The following is a 25,083-nucleotide window of genomic DNA, read 5'->3' as shown; positions in this document are numbered from 1 at the left end:
CCGCATGTGTATCAGGCTTATTTCAGCTGGTCTTCCTTGTAGTAACCGCCATCGACGAGAACCTGCTTGTAGTTCTCCTTGGTTACTGCAACCGGCTTCAGCAGGTAGGACGGAACAACCTTGACGCCATTTTCATAGGTCTTGGTGTCGTTCACTTCAGGCTCCTTGCCCTGCATAACGGCATTCACCATGTTCACGGTAACCTTCGCGAGTTCGCGGGTGTCCTTGAAGATGGTGGAATACTGTTCGCCGGCAATGATCGACTTCACGGACGGGATTTCAGCGTCCTGACCGGAAACGACCGGCAGCGGCTGATCCTTCGTGCCATAACCAACGCCCTTCAGCGAGGAGATGATGCCGATGGAAAGACCGTCATAAGGCGACAGAACGGCGTCAACCTTGGCGTCGGTGTAGTAGGCCGAGAGAAGGTTGTCCATGCGGGCCTGGGCCGTTGCCGGATCCCAGCGCAGCGTGCCGACCTTGTCCATGCCGGTCTGGCCGGACTTCACGACGAGCTTGCCGCTGTCGATGTAAGGCTGGAGAACAGACATAGCGCCGTCGTAGAAGAAGAAGGCGTTGTTATCATCAGGGGAGCCGCCGAAGAGTTCGATGTTGAACGGACCCTTGCCATCCTTCAGACCGAGCTTGTCGACGATCGAAGTCGCCTGCAGCACGCCAACCTGGAAGTTGTCGAAGGTGGCGTAGTAGCTGACGTCGCCGCTGTTGCGGATCAGGCGGTCATAAGCGATGACCTTGATGCCCTGCTCGCCGGCCTGCTTCAGCACGTCCGACAGCGTGGTGCCGTCGATCGAGGCGATCACGAGGACCTTGACGCCCTTGGTGACCATGTTTTCGATCTGGGAAAGCTGGTTCGGAATATCGTCGTCGGCATACTGCAGGTCGGTCGTGTAACCAGCTTCCTGAAGCTGCTTGACGATGTTGTTGCCGTCATCGATCCAGCGCGCGGAAGACTTGGTCGGCATGGCGATGCCAACAGCGCCCTTGTCCTGTGCGAAAGCCGGCACTGCGAAAGACGCAGCACCGATGGCACAAGCTGCCATCAGCGAAATAATGGACTTCATTAACTCTCTCCCTTGAGCCCTTCTCTGGACCCGCATGTTGCGGTGCACCAGGAAATTCATGCCGTCAGAGGAAGAAGCCGCGCCCTGCTCGCTCCCTTTTCGCAATTGCGAAATGGAACAGCTGCCGCTCCTCCCCGGCATTCCGCAAATTGTTCTGAATCCATATAACTGTCAAATAGAATAAATCAGTTTCCATATATCAATTATGATATATTAAATCGATACAAAAACCGATGAGGGGTATAAAATCGCGAATGAGCAACCAGAAAGTGTATGAGCAGGCGCAAACAACGGATGCCCTTTTTGTCTTTGAAGACAACCCGTTGCTGCGGGCCGGATTGAAGATGAGCCACCTGCGCATGCTGGTCATGATCGAGGAGCACGGGCAGGTCAGCGCGGCTGCCGCCGCCATGAACATGACGCAGCCGGCGGCCTCGCGCATGCTCTCGGAAATGGAAGCGATCGTCAAATCGCCGCTCTGTCAGAGAGCATCGCGCGGTGTGGTTCTGACGAAGTTCGGCGAGGCGCTGGCGCGACGGGCGCGCACCATATTGCTGGAGCTGCGTGAGGCGAGTCGCGAACTCAATCAGATGAAGTCCGGCAGCGGCGGATCCGTTTTCATCGGCGCGGTGACCGCGCCCGCCATAAGCCTCGTGGTTCCCGCCATAAGACGGGCCATGGACACCTATCCCGGCATTGAAATCAATGTTCAGGTGGAGAGCAGCAACGTGCTGGCGCGGGAATTGCTGGCTGCGCGCCACGATTTCATCATCGGCCGCATACCGGATGACTTTGATCCAGGCCTGTTCTCCATCCACGAAATCGGCATTGAGCGCGCCTGTCTGGTGGTGCGCGAAGGCCACCCGCTTCTGGGCGGCGATCCCGTCACCCTGCAGGATCTTTCCGGTTACGACTGGGTGTTCCAGCCCCCTGGCGCGCTTTTGCGGCGCACCATGGAGGATGTCTTCCTTACCCACGGCGTCGCCATGCCGCGCAACGTCATCAACACGCCATCCGTGGTTCTCACGCTTGCGCTTGTCTGCAACACCGATGCCATTGCGCCGATTGCGCAGGACATGGCCGAATTCGTGGCCGGCCAGCGGGCCGATATCGGCCGGACCCGCATATTGCCGACGGATTTCGAACTGGTCGTCAAGCCCTACAGCATCATCACCACCAAGGGGCGCGTCCTGCCGCCCAGCGCCCGTCTGCTTTACGATCTGGTGCTGGATGAAAGCCGCAAGCTGACTGCCCAGTGACGGCGGCAAGCCAGACGCCACCTTCATCCACTACAAGGGCCGGAAATCGTGACCGGCGAAGGAACAGCCGTATGCTCTTCGGACAATCCGTTTTCCAGTCTGTCGTCGAAAGACTGAAGCAGGAGAAAGAAGACGAAGGCGCAGAGCCGCCGCCGCCCGCGGATCACCGCATTGCCGGCTTCAGCTCAGGCTTCGTTGTCGATACGCATATCGAAGCGCCGCCGGCTGCGAACGGCAATCTCGACGCTTATCTCGCCTTCCTGGAAGACGCCGCGCCACCGGCGGAACCCCAGCCGGAACCGGAGAGCGAACCGGAACCGATGCCGGCCCACCTCGAAAAGACCTCACTTGCCGATGTTTCGGCGGAACTGGCGATCCAGGAGACCGACACTGCGGCAACGCTCGCGGAAAAGCGCCGCGCCTTCGCCCGCCTCAATCATCCCGACCGGGTGAAACCGCAGTTCCGGCACAATGCGACACTGCGCATGACGGCAGCCAATCTCCTGATCGACCAGGCGTTCCGCATGCTTCGGATGCGAGAGCATTTCCGGTAAGAGGCGGGCAGCTCAAGACAGGCGATGAACGGAAAATGGCGACGCGTCAGCCGGCATCGTCCTTATCGGTGGGTGGATTTTCGGCGGCGGGCGCAACCGCCCCGTCCCCACCCTTTTCGCCGTCGCTTGCGGGTTTGAATTTTACCAACAGTTCATAGGCCGCATAGACGCCTATGCCGCCCACGACGGTTCCCCAGAAGAACTCGCGATTGACGAATTCGATGACAGCCCATGCCACACAGAAACCGACGATGAGCAACCGCACCCACAGGGGACGATAAAGCGGATGACTCGTATCGATATTCAGCATGGTGTTTCCGTCTCTGGCTTTTCCGGTCAGTCGCTCGCTGCCGCGCGGGCACCGCATGGCACGGGGATTCCATGCGTCTTGACCGTTTCGCAGACAAATTGCAACGCAAATCGGACCGAGGGATATCAGGCTGCCGTGATGGAGATTACCTGATAACCGGGGGTAACGTGCGACCACGGATGAAATCCGCCGCCCCTTCCGCCCAGCATTGCCGATCTGAGCATGGGGAAACACCGGCGCCGGACGTCAGTCGCGCAGGCGGCCGAGCAGCGCCAGCAATTGGTCGCGGGCCTTCTTGCCGCCGATACGGTCGATGAGCTTTTCCTCGCGGTCGCGCCAGACATCGGAAAGGCGCTCGAGAAGACGGCTACCCTCGGCCGTCATGTCGAGGAAATGAACGCGCCTGTCCTCTTCCGACCTGCGGCGGACGAGCAGACCTTTCTCTTCCATGCTGTCGACGATGGCAACGAAATTAGCCCGCTGGATGCCGAGCGCCTCGGCAACATCGCTTTGTTTAAGACCCGGATTTCCGCCGACGATGACGAGAACGGAAAAATCGGCCGGCCGCAATCCCTGCTCCGCCAGCACATCGGAAAAACCGTTTGCCACGGCAAGTTGCGAGTGCCGCAAATGGTAGCTGATCGCAGTCGTCAGCAAACCGTAATCGATCGCGGTGAGATGCGTCGTTTGCGCGCTGCCGCTTTCGACCTTTTCCGTCCGCGGCCCGTTGCTATGTGCCAATCGCAAAGCCATCCGATCCCCCGCCTGATTCGTCCTTTACCCTGCCAAAATCATAACTGACAATGTCACGAAACTGTATCCTAAATAAATGTAGATGATACTAATATTGTATAAGAATTTGACAGTTAATGGCCGGAAACCCAATGTAGCCCGCCATCTGGCGACAAAATCTGCGCCGAAAGCATGACTATTTACCCGCCAATTTTGAGGGGCCGGAACCGCGGGGCCACCCTTCTCTGGCAGGCATACGGGCACTCCGGTCCACGACGGATGAACATGCTGAAACTGCATGCGGGACCCGTGACAAGCTACTACTTATAAGTGAAATCGATTTCCGCGAGACCTGGGACGCCAAACGACGCAGCCCCGCGCGCAAAGACGCCAAAAACCCGCACGCCCCCACTCCCGGCCCTCTTCCCCCTGCGGTCTCGAAAACTGGCAAGGTTTCGCAAATCTTGGATTTTTAGTCATTGATGCGGAAAGAAAGCTGGGGTATGAACCAACCGCTGCACGCGATTCAAGCGTGACCGCTGCACCCGTAGCTCAGCTGGATAGAGTGTTGGATTCCGATTCCAAAGGTCACAGGTTCGAATCCTGTCGGGTGCGCCATTTTACGCAGAACGTATCACCCCGGATTGCCACTCTTCGTTTTTGACGGAAGCCTATGGAAAGCATGTATGGCGTTGCCGCATCCGGGAGGAGGCATGCTTTGACAAGTGCGCGTCGCGGCAGTCTGAGACGGATTCCCCGAAAACGCCGTTAGACTCCGTCCCGATCGATATTACTGCAGCATTGAAGGCGATGGGCGAGGCTGGCGGCGGCGGATCATTGGTGGCCTGAGATAAGCTATCCGGTCTTCGACAACCCCGACGCAAAAAAGCCGCCCGGTGTTCGAAGCACCGGGCGCTGGTTTCAGGCGAATGAAGTCGCAGGATCAAAACTCACGCCATTCGTCTCTCGATCTGTCGACGGCGGCATTGCCCGCGAAGGCGGCAGCGAGCTTGTGGCCGAGCGCACGCACGGGTGATGCTACCGGTCTTTCGCCGCCGGCGGCGGTGCGCACCGGCGCGGGCTGGCTCTGCGGCTGATAGGCGCTGTCGCCGAGGCGGAATTGCGACAGCAACTGGTTGAGAGAGACCACCTCCTTGGCCAGGCTGTGGCTTGCGGCATTGGTTTCTTCGACCATCGCCGCGTTTTTCTGGGTGTCCTGATCCATCTGGTTGACCGCGGTGTTGATCTGCTGCAGTCCCGAGGACTGCTCCTGCGCCGCCTCTACGATGGAAACCACGTGGCGGTTGATTTCCTGCACTTCGGATACGATCGTCACCAGCGCCTTGCCGGTGTCACCCACCAGCTGCACGCCCTGCTGCACCTGATCGTTCGAGGTGGTGATCAGCGCCTTGATCTCCTTGGCAGCATGGGCGGAGCGTTGCGCAAGCTCGCGCACCTCCTGGGCCACGACGGCGAAGCCCTTGCCGGCCTCACCGGCGCGGGCGGCCTCCACGCCGGCATTCAGGGCAAGCAGGTTGGTCTGGAAGGCGATCTCATCGATCACCCCGATGATATTGCTGATTTCATTGGCAGAATTCGCGATCTGCTCCATGGCGACCACGGCGCGGCGCACCACTTCGCCAGATTGTTCCGCGCCCGCCTTGGCGCGACTGACGATCAGGCCCGCCTCCTGCGCGCGTTTGGTGGAATCCTGCACGGTCGTGGTTATCTCCTCCAGGGCCGCGGCGGTTTCCTCCACGGCCGCCGCTTGCTGTTCGGTACGTCTCGCCAGATCGTCAGCGGCCGATTTGATTTCGTTTGCCCCCGCGCCGATGCCGTTGGCGTTCTGCGCAACACGGGTCAGGGCTGCCTGCAGCTTTTCCGCCGATGTGTTGAAATCGTTGCGCACGGTATCGAGCGTTGTCGTGAACGGCTCGCGGATGCGGTAGGAGACATCGCCGTCGGAGAGTTTCGAGAGACCGGCAGCGAGGTTGTCGACGGCGAATTTGACGTCGGCCGCTTCCTTCGCCTTCTGCTGCTCACGGTCGATCCGGTCCTGTTCCGACAGGCTGCGGTTCGCTTCGGTTTCCTGCTCGAGACGAATGCGCTCGATGGCATTTTCACGGAAAACCTGAACCGCCTGCGCCATCTGGCCGACTTCGTCTTTGCGTGCCATTCCGTCGATTTCCGCCGTCGTTTCACCGGCGGCCAGCGAGACCATGCGCTCGCGCAGGCGGGCAATCGGCGTGGTGATGCCGCGCGAAGCCACGAAAAGCGCCAGAATAATGCCGGCCGCGAAAGCAACGCCGACAGCCATCAGCGAGGTGAGGATGGTCGAATTGGTCTGATCGGTCAGGTCGTCGCTTCCCTTGACGACACCCTTGGCAAGCCTGTCAAGAAGATTGGCGATGTCGGCGCCCGTAGCGCGCATGGCAACGTCAGCCCTCAGAAGCTCCGCAGCGGATTCCTGGTTGCGGTTGGCCGAACCGAATTCCACGGCCTTGTCCGTGATGGCGATAATGGCCTTGACGTCTCGCAACAGCCCGTCGAGTGCTGCTGTCTCTTCCGGAAAAATGGCTTTGACATCGTCCAGCCGCGTTACCACCTCTGCCCTGTCCCCCGCATATTCCTGCTTCACGATTTTAAAGTCGGGGCTATTGGCGTCATAAACCATGATCTGATACGCACCATAGGCCATGGACTGCAGGTTTCGGTTTGCCCGGGCAAGCTCCACCAGGGCGGCGTTGTCTTTGGCGATAAAATCGGAATAGGCCGTGTCCGCGTGCTTGTAGCGGTCGGACATGAAGCCGGTGGCGCCAAGACCGACGATGCAGATCGGCAGAATGAGGGAAAGAATTTTGGTGCGGATGCTGGCGTTCTGGAGAAAGGACACGGAAACCTCACGTCATGAAAAAACCGCTCCTTCCCCGTGCCACAGGAGGTGTTCGGCAAGGCTGGCATGGCACGTCGAGGACCCCGGTCATCAGGGCTTCGATAGCCGCATCATCGGCTGGGATTGCCTCTGCATCATGCATACGCCGAAGAAAGTCCGGGCCTGTCCCTGCAATACGCACAGGTCGTCTCCCCCCGTGGCATGGCGCCCCTGAAAGGCCAGGCGCCAGGCCGCATCTTGAGGAAAAGCTGAGCAGAGCCGATCAATCGGCTGCTCGTGATTCCTTTTATCGCAAAATAATTATGATCAAAAACTTTATAATTTCTTCACGCCGAAAAATTGCAGGTGCCGACAGGGATTCGCGGTTTGGCTGCTGCCCGCGACATCGAATGACCGAACCAATATGGGGGAATGATCTTGCATCATTATCCGACGCAGCGCGGCCGGCGGTGGCGGCGCATCTCGAACCGTCAACGGGAATGCAGGACCTGCGGTTGTGCGGCAGGCGGCCCGCCCGGCTTCGCTACACTGCGCACGGGGCCGCCGGACTGGCCGGGTTCCCGCTCCGCCTCTTCCTCGACGAGGCTGGCATGGGCCTGCAGATGCAGGCCCATCATCGCGACGAGCAGGAAAAACCAGACGAAACCCGCGCTCAGAAGAAACAGGGTCTCCAGAAAGCCGTATAGCAGGACGTAAAGCCAGACGCCGACATAAAGCCGCGTCAACGGACTGTTGCGCGTGGCGCTGTCCATTTTGCCGAGATTATGGAGCGGCAGCAGATAAATCCATATCAGCACCAGAACAAGCCCCGGCACACCACCTTCCAGCAGCAGGTCGAAATAGCCGCTATGGGAAGCCGGCGCGGTGGTCGCCCAGCTATTGTCCTCGGTGAAGCTCGACATCAGCGTATCGCTGCGCCAGAAGGCCTGGTAACCATATCCGAGGATCGGGCTTTTGCGGATGTAATCGATGGCGACAGCCCAGATATCGGTTCGGCCCGTAAAGCTGGCGTCGATGCCCATTTTCGTCAGCATCTGTGAAAACACCGGGTCTACCGTGGTGCCCACGGTCACGGCCGCGCAGAACAAAAGAAGCAGGGTCACGACCATATAACGCCACCGGGGCCAGCGAACGATGAACCAGCCGGTTGCCACGATGATCGGCATCAGGCCGAGCACCGTCTTGCCACCTGTCTTGACCAGGAAGAAAACCGACAGCAGCAGCACCGAGAGGCCGCCGATGAAGGACCAGCGCCTGCAAAGATAAATCGACACGATGATCAGCACCGCCATGACCGATGCGGCCTCGTTCTTGTGCTGGAAGACCCCCCGCCAGTTGCCGGCCAGCAGCGGCTCCAGCGCATCGCTTGCCAGGTGAATGGACCGCGAAGGCAGGGCGACGACGCCGAAATAACACAGGAACAATATGATGAGGACGCAGGTGGCGAGCAGCGTGGTGAAATGCCGCTCGGTGCGCGGCAGCTGCAGGAACCCGCCGGCGAGCACGCAGATGATGGCGCACATGACAAGCCGACGTAGAGAAAACGATGGTGCTTCACCAAGAAGCGAGGTCAAGGCAAACCAGCCGAAAATTGCCGCTGTCAGCAGGCGCGGCGCAAGGATGATGGAGAACGAGCGCTCCCTGGCCATGAATGCCACAAAACTGCAGAGCAGGATGACTGCGGTGAGCTGGTTGAGCAGGTTGGACCCGGCCGCCATGGCGGACCCCAGATAGGTGGAGGAGAGCGAGATATAGGGCGAAAAACCGACTGTGAAGTACAGGAACGTCACATAAAACAATGCGTCCCGCCAGTAGCCACGCCCCTGTCCGTCATGCGGTGCATCCATAAGGGGTTTTTCTCTTCCTCTTTCCACCGCCTCGGCATCCCGTCCGATGCTTCATCCGGTTACCCGAATATCCTCCCAAAATCCTATTTTTTAGTTATATATAATGCACGGAAGAATAGTAATTCCGTCATTTCCGACCGCGCTTCCGGAGCGAGGTCAAAGGGTTAGAAACGGAGAAGGACTGCCGGGAAAGAAGCTGCGCTCTGAAGAACGGCTCTCAGGCGTTGACTTCGCATCGAAAATTTAATGCGCTGATTTCCTTAATATTTACCACGAAATTCCTGGCCGGAAAGCCCGCCTCTACTTGCACGACAAGAGAACCGTCTTCGCATGCCGGAGGTATACTCACGCAGCCAGCAGATACTCTATTTAGCGTATATTAACAACTAAAGATATATCTTTGGGTTGATTTCGTAAATGCGCATAAGCTGGAGACCCAGGGTGGACGTTCCGAGGCAGACCAGGACGGACGATAGCGATAACGGTCAGTCGACGCGATGCCCGGCGCCGCAAAGCTCAACCGGCGTCCGCCCCATGCGCAGGGACGACGTGCCGGCTGTCGAGCGGGTGCTGAACAGCGCATTCAGGAAGACAGGGCCCACGACGAGCTTCGATTTTCGTTCCTATGTAGGGACGTTGTTCTTCAGCAGCCCCGTTTTTGATCCGGATTACGGCAGCGTGGTTTACGATGCGGGAGAGAATGGCGTGACAAGCGTCATTCTGGCCGTGCCCATGCGGTTTGTCGCCAATGGAAGAACCGTTACGGCGCGCCTGCTCTGTGCTTTCGCGTCGGATGGAAAACTTGGCGCACTCGGGGCCGCGCGCCTGTCCCGCGGCATGCGGGCATCGAAACACGACATGCTGTTTTCGGATACAGCCTCGCCTGTCAGCGCCGACCATTGGGTTGCGACCGGCGGCAACATGCTGCCCATCGAAAGCCTGCAATGGCACAAGGCACTGAAGCCCTTCTCAACCATCGCACTGCGCATGCCGCGCCGTTCGAAACTGGCCAAGACAACGCTTGCCCTGGCGGCGCTCGGCTTCGTGGACGGCGTCCTGCGCAAATGGAAAAAAGGCCTCAGGCCGCAGCAGGCTCCGGGCGCCAGGGTAAAAGAAGTGGATTTCGAAACCTTCCGCCGCGCAGCGCTGCCGATGATCGAGCGTTTTTCCGTCCGCCCGGAATGGTCCCATGACGAATTTCACTGGCTGATCGGCATGAGCAGGACGAATGAGAGCCTGGGCGAACTGAAAAGCCTGGCGATCGAGACGGCCGAAGGTCATGTCATGGGAGCCGCCCTGTTTTTCGGCCAGCCGGCGCGAACCGCCTATGTGCTCAATCTCGTCTGTGATGCCGGCCGCGAAAACGATGTCCTCAACACACTGTTCCACCATTTTGACAATGAGAATTACGCCCATGTCACTGGCATGGCGCAGCCCTTTCTGATCAACGCGCTTTACCGCCAGAACCACATGAGCTTCCGCCATGACGGATATTTCTGCATGGCCACCCGGGACGATCTGCTGAGGGAAAGGGCGCTGGCCGGGGATATCTATATAGGCGGACTATGCTCGGAGAGCTGGAGCAAACTCATCACCGATTATTGAGGCCCCGCGCAGACCGACACGAGCCGGGCCGCCGCCTCAAGCCTTGGTAAAACGACCCACATTGGCCGATATCAGATGGCGCAGGGCCTTCGCGTAACGTCTGGAGCGTGTCTTGGCCGCCAGCGCGCTGGTCCAGTCCACCATCGATCCGTTGATATCGAAATCGCCGAGCTGACCTTCGGGTATATCGCCCTTTTCGATCCGCTCGACGATGGAAGCGAGCGCCGAATAGAATTCCGGCGAGCGATAAGGCGGGTGCAGTGAATACATGCCTTTACCCGTACCGAGAAAATCCAGCCTGTAGACGCCGCTGCGCATCATGTTGGTGCTCAACACCTCCTCAGCAGGCATCGAGACGGGCTGCTGATTATAGGCATAGGAGCGGATGCGCCGTTTGACATCGGGCCTGAGCAGTTCCAGCGAACCGATCCGCTTGGCGAAGCGTTCCATGTCGATCATGAAAAGACGTGTGGAAACGGTGGCGAAGCGCCAGGTGGGAATACGCGACGGCAACTTGCGCGGCTCAGGAATGTTCTTCACGCCGGGCATGCCGACATGGCGGGAAATATCGAGATCGCCCCGCACTGTCGGCGGCCCGGAAAACGGCGTGATGCACAGCGCATCCGGATTGGCTTTCTGCAGCGCGATCGCCTCGGAAAACCAGCTCTGGCTGCCGCCGCCAAACATCATGTCGCTGTCCATGTGCAGTACGTAACGGGCGTTGGCCCGTTTAAGACCGTGGAAATAGACGTGGAAAGGACCGCCGTCGAAAGCCTTGGCGGGATAGGGAACCGCCGACCGGGAAAAGAAGGTCTCGGACACCGCCTTGCGCGCCTCATCGCTGTAATCGACGATATCGACGACGAGATGCGGATAGTTGATCTGCATTTCCTCCAGCATGTCGAAAAGTCGTTTGCGCGACGCTTCGAAGCCTTTGCCCTTGTAGCGACCCGCCCCCACCTGGCCGGTATCGACAGTCAGCAGAATGCGGTCCACCTGTCCGCCCCAGACCCGTAGCTGATGCGGCAACGTCAATGCGGCATGCGGAGCGTCGAAGGGATGCAGATTGACCTGCAGCGCTTTCTGGACGGGAGGAAGCGGCATTTCAGCATTCATAGTCACGCACCACGGTTCCGGAATTCATTGATGATGGCCATCATGGGTTTTTCGTTGAAGCTCCAGTCGAGCGGCAACGGTCGGTTCGCCGTGCCGTCACGACGCGGATACGCCCAGCGGATCCAGGTATACTGGTCCGAAATACCCCATGTGGTGATCGAGGAAAGCGGGCCGCCGGCCGAGGCCGCCTCAAGAAAATCCCGGACCTGACCGTTGATCAGTAAATCGCGTTCCGCTTCCGGACCGGGCAGCGTCTGGTCCATCACATCAAGCTCCGTCACCAGAACGGCAAGGCCGTAACCGCGCATTTCCGTCACGAAGGCGGCAAGCTCGTCCTTGGCGATCGGCCAGCCGCCGCGCAGGTGCCCCTGCAGACCGATGGCGTTGATGGGCGCCCCTTTTTCCAGAAGCTCGAGAATGAGATTGCGGAACGCCTCGCGCTTGGCTGGCGATTTTTCGACCGCGAATTCCACGTCATATTCATTGAGAACGAGCTGCGCTTTCGGATCGACCTGATGGGCGATATCGAAGGCCTTCTTGATGGCGTCCGGCCCGGCGCCGTAATACCAGGCGTCACGCCGGGCGCGCACATTGCCGGGAACATCCGGGATCGGTTCGTTCACCACGTCCCAGCTATGGACCACATCCCCGTAACGCTCCATCACCTTGACGATATGGGTTTCCATCAGCTTCTCGACCTTGCCGCTGCCACCGATGCCGGCAATCCAGGGGGCATTTGAGGCGTACCAGATGAGCGGATGGCCATGCATGGAAAGCTTGTGCTGACGCGCGAAGCTGGCGAGTGCATCGGCGGGCGCAAAATCGAACACCGCTTCCGATGGCCGCATGACCTCCCATTTCATTTCAGTCACGGGGGTGATGCGCGAGCAATATTTCACGATCGCCTCGCCGATGCGGCTATCGGCGGTGAGGTCAGGCAGATAAATGGCCGCGCCGTAAGGGGCGGTTTTGGTCGAGGTTTTTTTCTGCGCGGCAGAGGCCGTGCCGGTCACGGCGTGCAAAAGGCCCGCGCTTGCCGCACCGCCCAGAAAATTCCGCCGCCCGATCCGCATTCATCCGCCTCCACAACCCCGGCGCATCGAGGGAAAACCGGGATCGATTTTCGCCAGCAACGATGCGCAGCCCAAAATGTCGGAGCGTTTCCGCACATCCGGATGGACCCGGCACGCTCCATTCTCAAAACATAACATTCTGATCATGCCAAAAGGATATTAAAGATTTGCAAGGTTAACCGCCGCTATACCACGTCATAATTGGCCAGCGCCGCTTAATCCGGTAGTAACTTCGCCATGCGAATTCTTGGCCCATGCCTCACGGAGTTTAAAGCTTGATATCCGTTTCGATTGTCATCCCCGTTCGCAATGGCGAGCGTTACATCGTGGAAGCGATCGAAAGCGCATTGCTTCAGGGCAAAACCGTCTGCGAGGTGCTGGTGGTTGATGACGGTTCCACTGATAGCACGGCGCAAAAGGTGCAGGGTTTTTCCGATCCGCGCGTTAAACTGCTTGCCCGGCCGCAGGGACGGCAGGGCGTTTCCGCGGTTCGCAATTTCGGTCTTTCGCAGGCACGTGGCGAGTGGACGATGTTTCTCGATGCCGATGACCGCCTGAAGCCTGGCGCCGTCGCAGCGCTTTGCGCCGGCGTCACCGGCCCGGATGTCGTTGCCGTTTATGGCGATTACGAGCGTATCGATGAAAACGGTGCAAAGATCGGCCGTCGCAACCTCATCCGTCGCCGCGAAAAGCCTGACGGGTTCATCCTTCGGCCGCTGCTCGGCGGAAACTTCATCGTCAATGGCGGCATCATGCTGGTCAAAACCCGAATCTTCCAGGATTTCGGCGGTTTCGACGAGACCCTGCGGTATGCGGAAGACTGGTACGGCTGGTGCAGGCTGGCCGCCGCGGGCCGCTTTGTTTATCTTCCCGGCCGCCACGTCCTCGATTATCGGGTTCACCGGACGAGCGTTATGATGAACCGGCTCTTGACCTTCCGCGATTGCGAACCGGCAATCGAAGCCGTGTTTTCCGATCCCGCCATCGTCGCAGCCATACCCCCGCAGGAGCTCGGACGGCTTCGCCGCAAATCCGAAAACCATATGAACGCCTATACCGTTGCCCAGGCGTTTCGTGCCCGCCGTTACCGGGAAGCCTTTTCGGCACTGGCCGACACCGTCATCCATCGCCCGCGCCAGAGCCTCCGGGCCGTCGTTTTTTCCGCCGCAGCACTTGCCGGAATTTAGGAGTTTCCATGTCCGAGATCATGCCGGAAGCGGTGGTGTGCATCCCCAGTTTCCGCCGGCCGGAAGGCCTGAAGAAGACACTTTCATCGCTTGCAGCCCAGAAGGCCGATTTTCCCTTCGCGGTCGTCGTGGTCGATAATGATGGTGCAGGCCAGCAGGGTCTCGCTGTGGCGCGCGCCTTTTTTGCCGAAAACGACATGGCCGGGCTGGCCCTGGTAGAACCGACACAGGGCAATTGTTACGCCATCAATACGGCGTTCCGCACCGCCCGGCAGAGCTATCCTTCGGCGCAATGGTTTTTGATGATCGATGACGACGAGGCCGCCTCCCCCGTCTGGCTTGGGCAAATGGTCTCGGCGGCGAAATCCTTCGACGCCGATATCGTCGGCGGACCCGTCAATCGCGAATTCGACGCCCCGGCTTCCAGGGCGGTTCTTTCGCATCCGCTGTTCGGTTCCATAGAAGCACCGACCGGCCCGGTCGACCAGATCCACGGCTCGGGCAATTGCCTGATTTCACGGCGAGTGTTCGAAACCTTGCCGAAGCCGGAATTCGACGTGCGGTTCAACTTCCTCGGCGGCGGCGACATGGATTTCTTCACACGCTGCCGCAAGGCCGGTTTCAAATTCGCATGGAATGCGAACGCCCTCATCATCGAATACGTGCCGGAAAGCCGCATGGCGCCGCGCTGGATCATGGAGCGCTCGCTCCGGACCGGCATCATCAATTACAGCATCGATCGCGCCCGCCGCCCCGGCCTGAAGGGCGGACTGCTGCTCGCCGCCAAAAATGCCGTCAGCCTGTGCCTGTCGCTCTTCCGTGCCGTTTCCGCATTGCTGAAAACCGGTTCGCTGCTGCCCGCCACCCATCCCCCCCTCATGTCCGTGGGCCGGGTGATGGCGAGCCTCGGCATCACGCTCACGCCCTATAAGGCACCGGCGAAGAAAAGCTGACGCCCGATCTTACCGTCACGTTTAACCCAGTGTCTTTTGCCTGCCGAACGACATCGGGTTCGCGCGCCGTTTCTGCAAACCGAAAGACGAAAAGGCCGTCGCAAGTACGAGAAGCGGCACGAGCACCGGCCAGAAAAAACAAAGGACAATGCCGGTTACCCGATAAAAATCCCAGCTCTTGTCGCGGCGGGCGCCTTCAATATAGGTCATGGCGAGAGAGGTAACGGTGCCAATTCCATATATGAAAAGAGAAATGGACGTAATCACCATTGGTGGCCTCGAAATATCTCTGATTCGAATAAATTTGTAATATTTGTGCAGTGTAGCGCAGCCGTTCGCAGTTGCAACGGGTTTCGGCGCCGTAGCGCGCTGATTCAATAAGTTAGAAAAACCTTACATTTATCGGGCAAGACGGCGCAATGATCTAGCGGTTCTGCCCCGAAGCGCCAAAGCGATACTTCAGCAGCGAATATATGGCGATCGGATTGGTCAGCAGGTAACGTTTTCCAAGACGCTTCGGCTCAAGCATCGCCCGGTAGAGCCATTCCAGCCCCATATCCTGCATCCACTGCGGCGCCCGGCTGTTCTTGCCGGCAATGAAATCAAAAAGGCCGCCGCAGGTCTTGATCACGGCGACGCCGGAAAGCCTGTCCAGATTGCGCGAAACGAAGCGCTGCTCGAGCGGAATGCCGAAGCCGACCCAAAGAATATCGGTCTTCGAGGCGACAATATCGGCAATGATTTCGTCCCCGCGACCCGGACTGAAATAACCATTATGGCGTCCCGAAAAGACGAGGCGCGGATAAAGCCTCTGCATTTCCTCGACCGCCGCACGGTTCACCTCTTCGGAACCGCCAAGGAAATAAAACCGGCTGCCCGTCTCTTCGGCGCGCTTGGCCACCGCATGGACGAGATCCGTCGTTGCAACCCGTTCTCTCAACGCCCGGGCACAGAACTTGCGGGAGAAGATCACCAGCGACATGCCATCGGCGTGAATCTGGTCCGCCTGCCGCAGCATGGCGTCGAATTCGCGGTCGTTGTGGCAGAGCGCGATGACCTGACCGTTTGCGGATGTCGAATAAAACGGCCTTGCACCCGGCGCACGCTCCGTCGTTGCACGCAGGATGAAATCCCGCGCGGTTTCATCGATGGTTGCGTCAGTAATGGGTAGAGACGCAAGAGAAATGACCGGCCAGGAATGACCAGTCTCCTCCGTCTGCGGCATCTCTCTCCCTGTCATAATCTGTCCGGCGTCCAAGATAGGCATCGTTTCATTGTTATGGGCACGCATATGCATAAAATAGAAGGCTTCAAACACTACGAAGAACTATCATTAATATTTTTATAAATCCTCCGCTTGAGGCAGGGAAATTGCACGCCCGCTGGTTGAATGACCTTCCCCTCGCCTATTCCCGTTTGGCGTCCGATGGTTTAATGGACGGAAACATCAATGACAAAGGTCCCGGCCATGGAAACCATTTCAATCGACAACCGCGGCGATTTCGGCCTCTGGGCAATAGAACGGGCGAAGGAAATCGTTGCCAACGAGGCGTCCGATCTCGCCGTTTCCGTCCGTGATGGCGACGAGGCAGGCATTCGCGATGCTGGCAATGCGCTGGGTGCGGCCATCGCCGCCGCTCTCCTTGAAGTTTATGATGGCCTGATCTCGGAAGAATAAGTCGGCGCGGGGTCCCAGGTTTAACGCGCCGCGGCTTCCGTATGATCGTCGCGGCGCAGATAACCCCACAGCCCGAGTGCGATCGCAATGGCGAGGCCGAGAAACAGGCCGCCCGCGCCGCCAGCGACGAGGAAGACCAGCTTGCCCGGCGGCCAGCTTCTGGAGTTCGGCGCAACCGGCTGCGAAATAACGCGGACATTGGTGGAATCGATCGATTGCTGTTCGGCGAGCTGGCGTGACCGGGTAAGATAGGTCTCATAGATCGCCGCTGCCGAGCGGGCGTCGCGCTCAAGATCCCTCAGCCGCACCTGCGCTTCGTTATCGGTGAAGACATTGGCACGCTCCGCCACGGCTTTCAGTCGCAGCGCATCGAGCGAGGAGCGCGCTTCGGCGACATTTGTCTTTGCTGCCTGCAGAATGCGCCGCGCCTCGTCGGCCATGCCGCGTTCCAGCATGGCCCGTTCCGCACCTGCAGTCGCCAGCCGCGGATGACGCGCGCCGTAGGTCAGCGTCATGGCTCCGATCTGCTGCTGCAGGGTGCTGTATTGCGCCCGGATCGTGTTCATGGTCTGGCTATCGAAAATCGCATCGCTTTGCGTGCGGTTCTGCGCGATTGCCGCCTCCATCTGCTTCAGCCGGGATTCTTCCTGGATGACGCGCTGCTGGGCCGCGAGAACCTGTGCATTGAGCTCACCGGAGGCCAGGTTGCTGACAAGCTGGCCATTATTCTCCTGCAGGCCGTTTTCGCGACGGAAATCGGCCACCCGCTTTTCAGCCGCAGTAACATTCTCGCGCATTTCCTCAAGCCGCTTCCTGAGATCGTCGACGACACGCTGGCTGCTGTCGGAGGTCGTCTGGAACAGCTCGGTCTCAAACGCCTTCACGATGGCCTTTGAGACCGTCACGGATTTGTCGGCATCATTGGTCCAGACGGAAAGCGTCACCACGAAGGAGCGTGGGTCGCGTTCCGCTGCGACCCGGTCGCCGAGGGAGCGGAGTGCACCGAGCCGGTTGTCGCCATCTTCCGGCCTGGATGAAAACATCGCCTTCAGCCGGGCGAGCGGCGGCGGGCTGATGAATTCCGGATCCTGATCGAGCTTCAGTTCCTCCACCACCCGCGCCAGCACGTTGCGCGACGTGATCGTGCGCAGCTTGCTTTCGACTTCGAGAATCTGCGTGTCACGCTGCTGGTTCGGCGAGAACACGCCGTCGTTGACAACGTTGAGATTGGAGGGATTGACGACGATATCCGTATAGGCCGTGTAGCGTGGCGGCGTCATATACGCATAGCTGAGCGCAGCCGCGACGCAGAGAATGATAGCCAGAACGATCCAGACGATGCCCCTGCGAAGCCAGATGAGGACGTCGTCAACGCCGATCCTGTCGATATGGCTGAGGCCCGGCAATGCTGCGGCCAGACTTCCGCTGGGCGACGACGCCTTCACCGGTCTCGCGGCCGGAGCGGGCTCGACGGCAGCCGCCGCCGGTTTCGGCTCGAGATGCTCTTTCAGCACCGTGCGTTCGAAAACCTCGTCGTCATCCACCAGATCATCCAGCAGGGAACCATGAGTTTTCGCGGCCGGCGCCGTTTTTTCATCGAGCGGACGTACCTGCTTATGTCCCGCCTTTTGAAGCCTGTACATCAGCCAATCCAACTCGAACGAACCAAAAAAAGCCGGCAACCGATGATCCTCATCGTCGCCATAGCCGCTATCGACGGACAAGTTTAAATATGACGGGTGAATTTTAGGTTACCCGCATCATTGCCGTCATCATCGCCTATTCGCGGCCTCCAGGGAAGGGGAGGATTGACGTGAATGGATCGATACGGTTCTTTCAAGCGTTACATTTTTGAACTATCCATTTGGCCCTCAAGGATTTTACGGAAGCGGAGTTGAGAATGAGCCTGAAATTTGGAACGAGCGGCCTTCGTGGCCTCTCCGTCGATCTGAAAGGAAAAGCGTCGGCCGTTTATGCCACGGCATTTGCGAGGCACCTTCTCACATCGGGCCAGGCAAAGGCGGGCGACCCCATTCTCGTTGGCCGCGATTTCCGCGATTCGAGCCCCGATGTGTCCGCCACCTGCATCGCGGCGTTGAAAAAGGCAGGCCTCACGCCGTTCGATTGCGGCACGGTGCCCACCCCGGCTCTGGCGCTTTATGCTCTGTCGCTGAAGGCGGGCGCGCTGATGATCACGGGCTCCCACATCCCGGCCGACCGCAACGGCATCAAGTTCTACCGCCCGGATGGCGAAATCGACAAGCAGGACGAGACGGCCATCGCAGCCCTCGCCGCCGAAATCGAAGCGGAAGGCATCAGCGACGAGACGGCGACTGCCGAAGACCATTCCGCCATCGCAGCCGAACTATTCTACGAACGCAACATCGCGCTGTTGCCGGAAAAGGCTCTCTCAGGCCTCAAGATCGGTGTTTACCAGCATAGCACGGTGGCGCGCGATCTCTTTGTCGACGTTCTCGCCCATTACGGCGCCGATGTCGTTCCGCTCGGCCGCTCGGAGACCTTCATCCCCGTCGATACGGAGGCGGTCTCGCCGGAGACGCTTTCGCTTCTCAAAAAATGGGCTCCTGAGCACAGTCTCGACGCCATTGTTTCCGCCGATGGCGACGGTGACCGCCCCCTGCTGGCCGATGAAAGGGGCGTACCGCTGCGCGGCGACCTCATTGGTCTCATCACCGCCAATTTCCTTGGCGCAGGCGTCGTTGTCACCCCTGTAACGTCCAATTCCGGCATCGAGGCCAATGGTTCCTTTGAGGTCGTTCGTACGAAGGTTGGCTCGCCTTTCGTCATTGCCGGCATGGCAGACGCCCTTTCAGCCGGCAAGAACGGCGTGATGGGCTTCGAGGCGAATGGCGGCCTGCTGACGGCCTCTTCCTTCACGCTCAACGGCAGGCCCCTCTCGCCGCTGCCCACGCGTGACAGCTTCCTGCCCGTTCTCGCCGTGCTGCTTCTTTCGTCGGAACAGAAAAAACCGCTGTCGCAAATCGCCGCCGCCTATAACCTTCCGGTCGCCGCCGCCGACCGCCTGGAAAATTTCGCGCAGGAAAAGAGCGCCGCCCTGATGGCGCATCTGCGCGCCTCGCGCACCAATCTCGAAGCCTTCCTCGCCCCGGTTGGCACGGTGAAAGGCCTGAGCGACATCGACGGCCTGCGCGTGTCATTGACCGACGGCAGCACCATCCACTTCCGCCCGTCAGGCAACGCGCCGGAAATGCGCTGCTACGTCGAAGCTGCCAATCAGGATGAGGCCGAGACGCTTTTGAGCAAGGGGCTCGACCTTATCCGAAATTTTGGATGATTTTTGGATGATGCCGGGCAAGCCCGGCATCTGCCCTTTTTAATCTGTCCCAAATGTCGCACCCTGCCCGTGCCTGTTGCTCTTCCGGCTCCGCGGAGCGATAAGAGCCGGAGGGCCACAAGAGGCGGATTATGACTGGCGAAACCATTACCCTTTATGAAGCGATCGGTGGCGATGCGACCGTCAGGGCGCTCACCCGGCGCTTCTATCAACTGATGGATACCCTGCCGGAAGCAGCCCGCTGCCGCGCCATCCACCCGGCCGATCTTTCCGGCAGCGAAGCGAAGTTCTACGATTACCTGACTGGATATCTTGGCGGACCGCCGGTCTACGTCGAGAAGCACGGCCACCCGATGCTGCGCCGCCGCCATTTCGTCGCCCCCATCGGCCCTGCCGAGCGGGATGAATGGCTGCTCTGCTTCCGCCGCGCCATGGAGGAGACGATCGAAAATCCCAAGCTGCGCGAGATCATATGGCCCCCGATCGAGAGGCTCGCCTTTCACATGCAGAACCGGGAGGCGGACAGCCAATGACCACGCAGAACGCGACTATAGCGACGGTGCCCGGGGCCAGATTACGGGCCTTCATTCTGTTGCTGGGCAGCCTGCTGGGTGCTGCCGGCGTCATGCTTGCCGCCGCTGCCACCCATACCGGCGAAACCTATATGCTCGGTAATGCTTCCGCCATGGCGCTGGCGCATGCGCCGGTTCTTATCGCGCTCCATATCGGTGCGGATCGCATCAGGACCGCCATTCCGGCGGGCTTGATCCTCGGTCTCGGCACGGCGATCTTCGCCGGCGATCTCGTTATCAGGCATTTTTCCGGCCATAGCCTGTTTCCATACGCTGCGCCCCTGGGCGGCATCGGCATGATCGCGGGTTGGCTGGTGTTGTGCGCGGGAGCGTTTCTGAAGCCGAAAGGCTGATTGTTTTTAGGGCATCTGCATCGTGACCCGGAGTGCGAGCGGAGCTTTCCTTACACCTGGCGCCATCTTGCCCTCTCGGCAAGGATTTAACGCTAACCACGCGTCCAGCGAAACGGCAGAATGTTGCGGCCTTTCTCAGCCGCCACACCTGTTTGAAAGGCCGTCGTTTCACCCGGCTGGCGGGCGCGCTGATGAGGAAAGGTCACCACACTGCCGCCGCTTCCGGCAACGCGGCTGCGTCTTTCGCGTTCGCCGATGATGTCATAAAATTCCGTCGTGGCCGGATCGCTCGCCTGTTCGGCCATCTTGTGCAGTTCCACACCACACGGTCTGTCCGCCGTGCGGTGCTCGTCGGGAAAATTATTGCGCTCGTCGCTCATCGCTGGGGCTCCGTTCATTCATCGTCTGAAGCGCCCGCTCCAGACTGGATTTGCTGCCATTGCGCAGCGGAATGAACGTCTTGCCGAATTTCTTGCAACCCGACTTCACCCGCAGACACGCATCGTGGCTGATACAGTCGATCGGGCAGAAAACGCAGTCGACAGAAGGAAGCACGGTATCGATGCGCGACACCGCCTCACGCAGGCCGCCGTCGTGGTGGATCAGTTCGGCGCCGAAATTGCTGGCGATCTGGCGAAGATGGGCAACCTGACAGTCACGGCCGCCGACATAAAGAAAGCTTTTCGGACCGGAAAGCTGCTGTTCGGCCACGTCCCGCTCGGTCTGGGGAGCGCCTTTGCCCTGCTTGCCGCCACGTTCGGCCTTCTTCTTTTCCTTGCGTGCCATTCCCTCACCTGCCGGTTGGTTTTTGATACCCCGATATCGGGCCCCGACGTTCGGGATGCCGGCACCATAATAAAGATGAGTTTTGGAGTAAAGTATAAAGGTGATAAATTTCCTCATGTTTTTATGCGGAGGGCTTATCACATAATCGCGAGAAGCACGCCGATCAGCCGTTTATCCGCAACCCGCCCATGAAAAGCTGTTCCAGATGGCGGGCCGCGTCTTCGAAACGTCCCTCGCCGCCATTCTTGTCGCCCAGAACCGCCCGCACCTGTACATCGAAATCGGCATAGTGCTGGGTGGTCGACCAGATCGAGAAAATGAGGTGGTAAGGGTCACATTTGGCCATCCGCCCGGCCTTCACCCAAGCGCGGATCACCTCGGCCTTCTCATCCACCAGCTGTTTCAACGGGCCCTTCAGTTCATCCTCGATATGCGGGGCGCCCTGCAGGATCTCATTCGCAAACAACCGGCTTTCGCGCGGAAAATCACGCGACATTTCCAGCTTGCGGCGAATATAGGAGCGGATCTCGCTTTCAGGATTACCCTCGGCATTGAAAGCGCGCAGCGGGTCGAGCCACGTGTCCAGCACCCGCTCGATCAGCGCACGATGCATCGCCTCCTTGGTGCGGAAGTAATAAAGCACATTCGGCTTTGACATGCCGGCCGCTTCCGCAATCTGGTCGATGGTGGAGCCGCGGAACCCATTCGTGGAAAAAACACTGAGCGCGGCTTCAAGAATCGCTTCCTGCTTTTCCTCCTGAATGCGGGTCCGCTTCTGTGTTTTCGCTGCGCGCGGTATGGCCATTCTCAGCTCTCTGTTTCTTTTCAATGCAATTGCCGCTACAGTATGCTTAAAAAATAATCGACGTTCATAGCTTAGGCAAAATTACTGCGTTTCGTCACAAATTCCCTTGCTGACGCCATCGCGAATTTGCAATGTTTACCAGCCGGTCAATTTATCCATCATCGCCGCCACAAGGCAATGGCTGTTATCTTAACCGGCAAAAAAGGGAACGGCACAAGCTTTGCTTTGATAAAAACAAAACAGGTGAGGACGACACTCATGACGGCGGGTAAGAACTTGACGGTTAATGGCGACCGTCTGTGGGATAGTCTGATGGATATGGCGAAGATTGGTCCCGGTATCGCCGGCGGCAATAATCGCCGCACGTTGACGGATGAGGATGCGGAAGGCCGCAGCCTTTTTCAGCGCTGGTGCGAAGCGGCAGGCCTGACGATGGGCGTAGACCGCATGGGCACCATGTTCGCCACCCGCGCCGGCGAGGACCCGGACGCGCTCCCCGTTTATATCGGCAGCCATCTCGATACCCAGCCGACCGGCGGCAAATATGACGGCGTGCTTGGCGTGCTGGCCGGTCTGGAAGTCGTGCGCAGCCTGAACGACCTCAATATCCGCACGAAACACCCCATTGTTGTCACCAACTGGTCGAACGAGGAAGGCGCCCGCTTTGCGCCTGCCATGCTGGCGTCGGGGGTCTTCGCCGGCATTCACGATCTCGATTACGCCTATAGCCGCACGGATACCGACGGCAAAACCTATGGCGAGGAGCTGAAACGCATCGGCTGGCTGGGTGAGGAAGAGGTCGGCGCGCGCAAGATGCATGCCTATTTCGAATATCACATCGAACAGGGCCCGATCCTGGAGGCCGAAAACAAGCAGATCGGCGTCGTCACCCATTGCCAGGGCCTGTGGTGGCTGGAAGTGACGCTGACCGGCAAGGAAGCCCATACCGGCTCCACCCCGATGGCGATGCGCGTTAATGCCGGCCTTGCCGCGGCGCGAATCCTCGAAAAGGTGCAGGAAGTGGCGATGGCTCACCAGCCGGGAGCCGTCGCCGGCGTCGGCCAGATGATCTTCACGCCCAATTCCCGCAATGTGCTGCCCGGCAAGGTGGTCTTCACCATAGACCTCAGAACCCCCTCGCAGGCAAAGCTCGACAGCATGCGCGCCATCTTCGAACGCGAGGTGCCCGCCATCGCCGAAGAACTCGGCGTCGGCTGCTCGATCGAAGCCATCGGCCATTTCGACCCCGTCACCTTCGATCCCGTGCTGGTCGGCCGGGTGCGCTCCGCCGCCGAACGACTGGGCTACAGCCACATGGACATCATCTCCGGCGCCGGCCACGATGCCTGCTGGACGGCCAGAGTCGCCCCCTCCACCATGATCTTCTGCCCCTGCGTGGCCGGGCTTTCCCACAACGAGGCCGAAGAAATTTCACCCGAATGGGCAAAAGCCGGCTGCGATGTGCTGCTGCATGCCGTGCTGGAGACTGCGGAGATCGTTGAATGACCGCCACCATCATCAAGAACGGCACCATTGTCACCGCCGATCTCACCTACAAGGCCGACATCAGGATCGAAGACGGCAGAATCACCGAGATTGGACCTGATCTCACCGGCGGCACCGTGCTGGATGCGAGCGGATGTTACGTGATGCCCGGCGGCATCGATCCGCATGTGCATCTGGAAATGCCCTTCATGGGCACCTATTCCGCCGATAATTTCGAGAGCGGCACGCGGGCGGCGCTGGCCGGCGGCACGACCATGGTGGTGGATTTCTGCCTGCCGGAGCCGGGGCAATCGCTTCTCGATGCCCTGCAACGCTGGGACAACAAGGCGACGCGCGCCAATTGCGATTACTCCTTCCACATGGCCGTCACCTGGTGGGGCGAACAGGTCTTCGACGAGATGAAGACGGTGGTTCAGGAAAAGGGCATCAACTCCTTCAAGCACTTCATGGCCTATAAAGGCGCGCTGATGGTGAATGACGACGAGATGTTCGCCTCCTTCTCGCGCTGCGCGGAGCTCGGCGCCATTCCCTTCGTGCATGCGGAAAACGGCGATATCGTCGCGCAGATGCAGGAAAAACTGATGGCGGAAGGCAATGTCGGGCCGGAAGCGCACGCCTATTCCCGCCCGCCCTCCGTCGAAGGCGAGGCGACAAACCGCGCCATCATCATCGCCGATATGGCCGGTGCGCCGCTTTACGTCGTCCACACCTCCTGCGAACAGGCGCATGAAGCCATCCGCCGCGCCCGGCAAAACGGCATGCGGGTCTATGGCGAGCCGCTGATCCAGCACCTGATCCTCGACGAAGGCGAATATGCCAATCCCGACTGGGATCACGCCGCCCGCCGCGTCATGTCACCGCCCTTCCGCAACCGTCAGCATCAGGACAGCCTCTGGGCGGGTCTCGCCTCCGGCTCGCTGCAATGTGTGGCGACCGACCATTGCGCCTTCACGACCGAGCAGAAACGCTTCGGCCTCGGTGATTTCCGCAAGATCCCGAACGGCACCGGCGGGCTGGAAGACCGCATGCCGCTGCTCTGGACCCATGGCGTGGCAACCGGCCGGCTGACGATGAACGAGTTCGTCGCCGTCACTTCCACCAACATCGCCAAGATCCTCAACATCTATCCGAGAAAAGGCGCGATCCTTGTCGGCAGCGACGCCGATATCGTTGTCTGGGACCCGGCGCTTACAAAGACCATCAGTGCGGCAAACCAGCAATCGGCCATCGATTACAACGTGTTCGAAGGGCAGAAGGTAAAGGGTCTGCCGCGTTACACGCTCTCGCGCGGGCTGGTGAGCATTGAGGAAGGCACCATCGAGACACAGGCCGGCCACGGCCAGTTCATCGCCCGCGATCCCTATCCGGCCGTCAGCCAGGCGCTTTCCACCTGGAAGGAGCTCGTATCGCCACGCAAGGTGGAACGCACGGGCATTCCGGCATCGGGCGTGTGATT

Annotated in this window: 23 protein-coding genes, 1 tRNA gene and 1 pseudogene; 12 read left to right on the top strand and 13 right to left on the bottom strand. The window is 59.5% G+C overall.

What is annotated here, in order from left to right; all coding sequences use genetic code 11:
- Positions 1-17: 17 nt before the first annotated feature.
- Complete coding sequence (chvE, locus tag WA845_RS05955) at positions 18-1,082, bottom strand: sugar ABC transporter substrate-binding protein ChvE (RefSeq protein ID WP_004443148.1); 1,065 nt, start codon at positions 1,080-1,082, stop codon at positions 18-20.
- 254 nt (positions 1,083-1,336) lie between these two features.
- Between chvE and WA845_RS05950 the strand changes: the two genes are divergently transcribed.
- Positions 1,337-2,341 (top strand): LysR family transcriptional regulator, encoded by a 1,005-nt coding sequence (locus WA845_RS05950; RefSeq protein WP_004443150.1) that lies wholly within the window; start codon positions 1,337-1,339, stop codon positions 2,339-2,341.
- Positions 2,342-2,412: 71 nt separating this feature from the next.
- Complete coding sequence (locus tag WA845_RS05945) at positions 2,413-2,895, top strand: hypothetical protein (protein ID WP_112556927.1); 483 nt, start codon at positions 2,413-2,415, stop codon at positions 2,893-2,895.
- A gap of 46 nt (positions 2,896-2,941) precedes the next feature.
- Here the strand turns inward: WA845_RS05945 and WA845_RS05940 are convergent, their stop codons facing one another.
- Complete coding sequence (locus WA845_RS05940) at positions 2,942-3,205, bottom strand: hypothetical protein (protein WP_112556925.1); 264 nt, start codon at positions 3,203-3,205, stop codon at positions 2,942-2,944.
- Positions 3,206-3,451: 246 nt separating this feature from the next.
- The gene (locus WA845_RS05935) at positions 3,452-3,958 is read right to left on the bottom strand and encodes a MarR family winged helix-turn-helix transcriptional regulator (protein WP_004443154.1); all 507 of its coding nucleotides are present in this window, start codon (positions 3,956-3,958) and stop codon (positions 3,452-3,454) included.
- A 520-nt stretch (positions 3,959-4,478) separates the two neighbouring features.
- Here WA845_RS05935 and WA845_RS05930 point away from each other — a divergent pair.
- Positions 4,479-4,555 (top strand) — tRNA-Arg (locus tag WA845_RS05930).
- Positions 4,556-4,880: 325 nt separating this feature from the next.
- Here the strand turns inward: WA845_RS05930 and WA845_RS05925 are convergent.
- The gene (locus WA845_RS05925; RefSeq protein WP_112556923.1) at positions 4,881-6,830 is read right to left on the bottom strand and encodes a methyl-accepting chemotaxis protein; all 1,950 of its coding nucleotides are present in this window, start codon (positions 6,828-6,830) and stop codon (positions 4,881-4,883) included.
- Between the two features lie 470 nt (positions 6,831-7,300).
- Positions 7,301-8,677, bottom strand: a complete 1,377-nt coding sequence (gene uppW / locus WA845_RS05920; protein WP_004443210.1) for a Wzy-type polysaccharide biosynthesis protein UppW — start codon at positions 8,675-8,677, stop codon at positions 7,301-7,303.
- A 534-nt stretch (positions 8,678-9,211) separates the two neighbouring features.
- Between uppW and WA845_RS05915 the strand changes: the two genes are divergently transcribed.
- Positions 9,212-10,282, top strand: a complete 1,071-nt coding sequence (locus WA845_RS05915; RefSeq protein ID WP_162719310.1) for a GNAT family N-acetyltransferase — start codon at positions 9,212-9,214, stop codon at positions 10,280-10,282.
- A gap of 36 nt (positions 10,283-10,318) precedes the next feature.
- Here WA845_RS05915 and uppG read toward each other — a convergent pair whose 3' ends face one another.
- Positions 10,319-11,398, bottom strand: a complete 1,080-nt coding sequence (uppG, locus tag WA845_RS05910) for a polysaccharide biosynthesis glycosyltransferase UppG (protein WP_162719312.1) — start codon at positions 11,396-11,398, stop codon at positions 10,319-10,321.
- Positions 11,399-11,400: 2 nt separating this feature from the next.
- Positions 11,401-12,471 (bottom strand): polysaccharide biosynthesis UDP-hexose transferase UppI, encoded by a 1,071-nt coding sequence (gene uppI, locus WA845_RS05905; protein ID WP_112556916.1) that lies wholly within the window; start codon positions 12,469-12,471, stop codon positions 11,401-11,403.
- Positions 12,472-12,746: 275 nt separating this feature from the next.
- Here uppI and uppH point away from each other — a divergent pair, with 275 nt between their 5' ends.
- Together uppH and uppJ are read left to right on the top strand one after the other, a co-directional pair.
- Positions 12,747-13,658 carry a polysaccharide biosynthesis endo-1,4-beta-xylanase UppH gene (gene uppH / locus WA845_RS05900; RefSeq protein ID WP_006699577.1) on the top strand — a complete coding sequence of 304 codons (912 nt, stop codon included), beginning with the start codon at positions 12,747-12,749 and terminating at the stop codon, positions 13,656-13,658.
- Positions 13,659-13,666: 8 nt separating this feature from the next.
- Positions 13,667-14,611: a polysaccharide biosynthesis UDP-hexose transferase UppJ gene (uppJ, locus tag WA845_RS05895; protein WP_112556913.1), complete on the top strand. Its 945-nt coding sequence runs from the start codon at positions 13,667-13,669 to the stop codon at positions 14,609-14,611.
- Positions 14,612-14,632: 21 nt separating this feature from the next.
- Here the strand turns inward: uppJ and WA845_RS05890 are convergent, their stop codons facing one another.
- On the bottom strand, positions 14,633-14,881 hold the full coding sequence (locus WA845_RS05890; RefSeq protein ID WP_045532155.1) for a hypothetical protein: 249 nt from the start codon (positions 14,879-14,881) through the stop codon (positions 14,633-14,635).
- A gap of 154 nt (positions 14,882-15,035) precedes the next feature.
- A complete protein-coding gene (gene uppL, locus WA845_RS05885; protein ID WP_142185169.1) occupies positions 15,036-15,836 on the bottom strand; it encodes a polysaccharide biosynthesis UDP-hexose transferase UppL in 801 nt (266 codons plus the stop codon).
- A gap of 243 nt (positions 15,837-16,079) precedes the next feature.
- On the opposite strand from uppL, the gene WA845_RS05880 reads away from it, so the two are divergent.
- Positions 16,080-16,289 (top strand): hypothetical protein, encoded by a 210-nt coding sequence (locus WA845_RS05880; protein ID WP_003491679.1) that lies wholly within the window; start codon positions 16,080-16,082, stop codon positions 16,287-16,289.
- Between the two features lie 20 nt (positions 16,290-16,309).
- Here WA845_RS05880 and uppM read toward each other — a convergent pair whose 3' ends face one another.
- Entirely contained in the window at positions 16,310-17,932 is a 1,623-nt protein-coding gene (gene uppM / locus WA845_RS05875; RefSeq protein WP_162719309.1) for a polysaccharide biosynthesis protein UppM, read from the bottom strand.
- 257 nt (positions 17,933-18,189) lie between these two features.
- Here uppM and uppO point away from each other — a divergent pair, with 257 nt between their 5' ends.
- From uppO to WA845_RS05860, 3 genes are all read left to right on the top strand, one after another.
- Positions 18,190-19,605 (top strand): polysaccharide biosynthesis phosphomannomutase UppO, encoded by a 1,416-nt coding sequence (uppO, locus tag WA845_RS05870; protein ID WP_112556909.1) that lies wholly within the window; start codon positions 18,190-18,192, stop codon positions 19,603-19,605.
- A 131-nt stretch (positions 19,606-19,736) separates the two neighbouring features.
- Complete coding sequence (locus tag WA845_RS05865) at positions 19,737-20,138, top strand: group II truncated hemoglobin (protein WP_037091753.1); 402 nt, start codon at positions 19,737-19,739, stop codon at positions 20,136-20,138.
- On the top strand, positions 20,135-20,530 hold the full coding sequence (locus tag WA845_RS05860; RefSeq protein WP_004443245.1) for a DUF423 domain-containing protein: 396 nt from the start codon (positions 20,135-20,137) through the stop codon (positions 20,528-20,530). The genes WA845_RS05865 and WA845_RS05860 overlap by 4 nt, the downstream gene beginning before the upstream one ends.
- Before the next feature lie 92 nt (positions 20,531-20,622).
- On the opposite strand, the gene WA845_RS05855 is transcribed toward WA845_RS05860, so the two are convergent.
- From WA845_RS05855 to rutR, 3 genes and pseudogenes are all read right to left on the bottom strand, one after another.
- On the bottom strand, positions 20,623-20,910 hold the full coding sequence (locus tag WA845_RS05855; RefSeq protein WP_112556905.1) for a hypothetical protein: 288 nt from the start codon (positions 20,908-20,910) through the stop codon (positions 20,623-20,625).
- Positions 20,891-21,214, bottom strand: a pseudogene (locus WA845_RS05850) (DUF2325 domain-containing protein); the annotation flags it as partial. The pseudogene WA845_RS05850 and the gene WA845_RS05855, both read right to left, overlap by 20 nt.
- A gap of 265 nt (positions 21,215-21,479) precedes the next feature.
- Positions 21,480-22,121 carry an HTH-type transcriptional regulator RutR gene (gene rutR / locus WA845_RS05845; RefSeq protein ID WP_112556903.1) on the bottom strand — a complete coding sequence of 214 codons (642 nt, stop codon included), beginning with the start codon at positions 22,119-22,121 and terminating at the stop codon, positions 21,480-21,482.
- A 258-nt stretch (positions 22,122-22,379) separates the two neighbouring features.
- Here rutR and WA845_RS05840 point away from each other — a divergent pair, with 258 nt between their 5' ends.
- Both WA845_RS05840 and hydA read left to right on the top strand, forming a co-directional pair.
- A complete protein-coding gene (locus WA845_RS05840) occupies positions 22,380-23,627 on the top strand; it encodes an allantoate amidohydrolase (protein WP_162719308.1) in 1,248 nt (415 codons plus the stop codon).
- Positions 23,624-25,081 (top strand): dihydropyrimidinase, encoded by a 1,458-nt coding sequence (gene hydA, locus WA845_RS05835; protein ID WP_337322228.1) that lies wholly within the window; start codon positions 23,624-23,626, stop codon positions 25,079-25,081. The genes WA845_RS05840 and hydA overlap by 4 nt, the downstream gene beginning before the upstream one ends.
- Positions 25,082-25,083 lie beyond the last annotated feature (2 nt).

Source organism: Agrobacterium sp. CMT1 (assembly GCF_037203725.1).
GTDB classification, from domain to species: Bacteria; Pseudomonadota; Alphaproteobacteria; order Rhizobiales; family Rhizobiaceae; genus Agrobacterium; species Agrobacterium pusense.
Note: the sequence above shows the minus strand (reverse complement) of the source record. Positions and strands in the feature narration are given on the sequence as shown.

What these genes read in the sequence shown, in the direction of transcription:
- chvE (WP_004443148.1), bottom strand. Translation starts at nt 1,082, where the DNA reads ATGAAGTCCATTATTTCGCTGATGGCAGCTTGTGCCATCGGTGCTGCG.
- WA845_RS05950 (WP_004443150.1), top strand. Translation starts at nt 1,337, where the DNA reads ATGAGCAACCAGAAAGTGTATGAGCAGGCGCAAACAACGGATGCCCTT.
- uppL (WP_142185169.1), bottom strand. Translation starts at nt 15,836, where the DNA reads ATGCCGCAGACGGAGGAGACTGGTCATTCCTGGCCGGTCATTTCTCTT.
- WA845_RS05935 (WP_004443154.1), bottom strand. Translation starts at nt 3,958, where the DNA reads ATGGCTTTGCGATTGGCACATAGCAACGGGCCGCGGACGGAAAAGGTC.
- WA845_RS05890 (WP_045532155.1), bottom strand. Translation starts at nt 14,881, where the DNA reads ATGGTGATTACGTCCATTTCTCTTTTCATATATGGAATTGGCACCGTT.
- rutR (WP_112556903.1), bottom strand. Translation starts at nt 22,121, where the DNA reads ATGGCCATACCGCGCGCAGCGAAAACACAGAAGCGGACCCGCATTCAG.
- WA845_RS05945 (WP_112556927.1), top strand. Translation starts at nt 2,413, where the DNA reads ATGCTCTTCGGACAATCCGTTTTCCAGTCTGTCGTCGAAAGACTGAAG.
- WA845_RS05840 (WP_162719308.1), top strand. Translation starts at nt 22,380, where the DNA reads ATGACGGCGGGTAAGAACTTGACGGTTAATGGCGACCGTCTGTGGGAT.
- uppM (WP_162719309.1), bottom strand. Translation starts at nt 17,932, where the DNA reads ATGTACAGGCTTCAAAAGGCGGGACATAAGCAGGTACGTCCGCTCGAT.
- uppW (WP_004443210.1), bottom strand. Translation starts at nt 8,677, where the DNA reads ATGGATGCACCGCATGACGGACAGGGGCGTGGCTACTGGCGGGACGCA.
- uppG (WP_162719312.1), bottom strand. Translation starts at nt 11,398, where the DNA reads ATGAATGCTGAAATGCCGCTTCCTCCCGTCCAGAAAGCGCTGCAGGTC.
- uppO (WP_112556909.1), top strand. Translation starts at nt 18,190, where the DNA reads ATGAGCCTGAAATTTGGAACGAGCGGCCTTCGTGGCCTCTCCGTCGAT.
- WA845_RS05860 (WP_004443245.1), top strand. Translation starts at nt 20,135, where the DNA reads ATGACCACGCAGAACGCGACTATAGCGACGGTGCCCGGGGCCAGATTA.
- uppI (WP_112556916.1), bottom strand. Translation starts at nt 12,471, where the DNA reads ATGCGGATCGGGCGGCGGAATTTTCTGGGCGGTGCGGCAAGCGCGGGC.
- WA845_RS05880 (WP_003491679.1), top strand. Translation starts at nt 16,080, where the DNA reads ATGGAAACCATTTCAATCGACAACCGCGGCGATTTCGGCCTCTGGGCA.
- uppJ (WP_112556913.1), top strand. Translation starts at nt 13,667, where the DNA reads ATGTCCGAGATCATGCCGGAAGCGGTGGTGTGCATCCCCAGTTTCCGC.
- hydA (WP_337322228.1), top strand. Translation starts at nt 23,624, where the DNA reads ATGACCGCCACCATCATCAAGAACGGCACCATTGTCACCGCCGATCTC.
- WA845_RS05940 (WP_112556925.1), bottom strand. Translation starts at nt 3,205, where the DNA reads ATGCTGAATATCGATACGAGTCATCCGCTTTATCGTCCCCTGTGGGTG.
- WA845_RS05855 (WP_112556905.1), bottom strand. Translation starts at nt 20,910, where the DNA reads ATGAGCGACGAGCGCAATAATTTTCCCGACGAGCACCGCACGGCGGAC.
- WA845_RS05915 (WP_162719310.1), top strand. Translation starts at nt 9,212, where the DNA reads ATGCGCAGGGACGACGTGCCGGCTGTCGAGCGGGTGCTGAACAGCGCA.
- WA845_RS05865 (WP_037091753.1), top strand. Translation starts at nt 19,737, where the DNA reads ATGACTGGCGAAACCATTACCCTTTATGAAGCGATCGGTGGCGATGCG.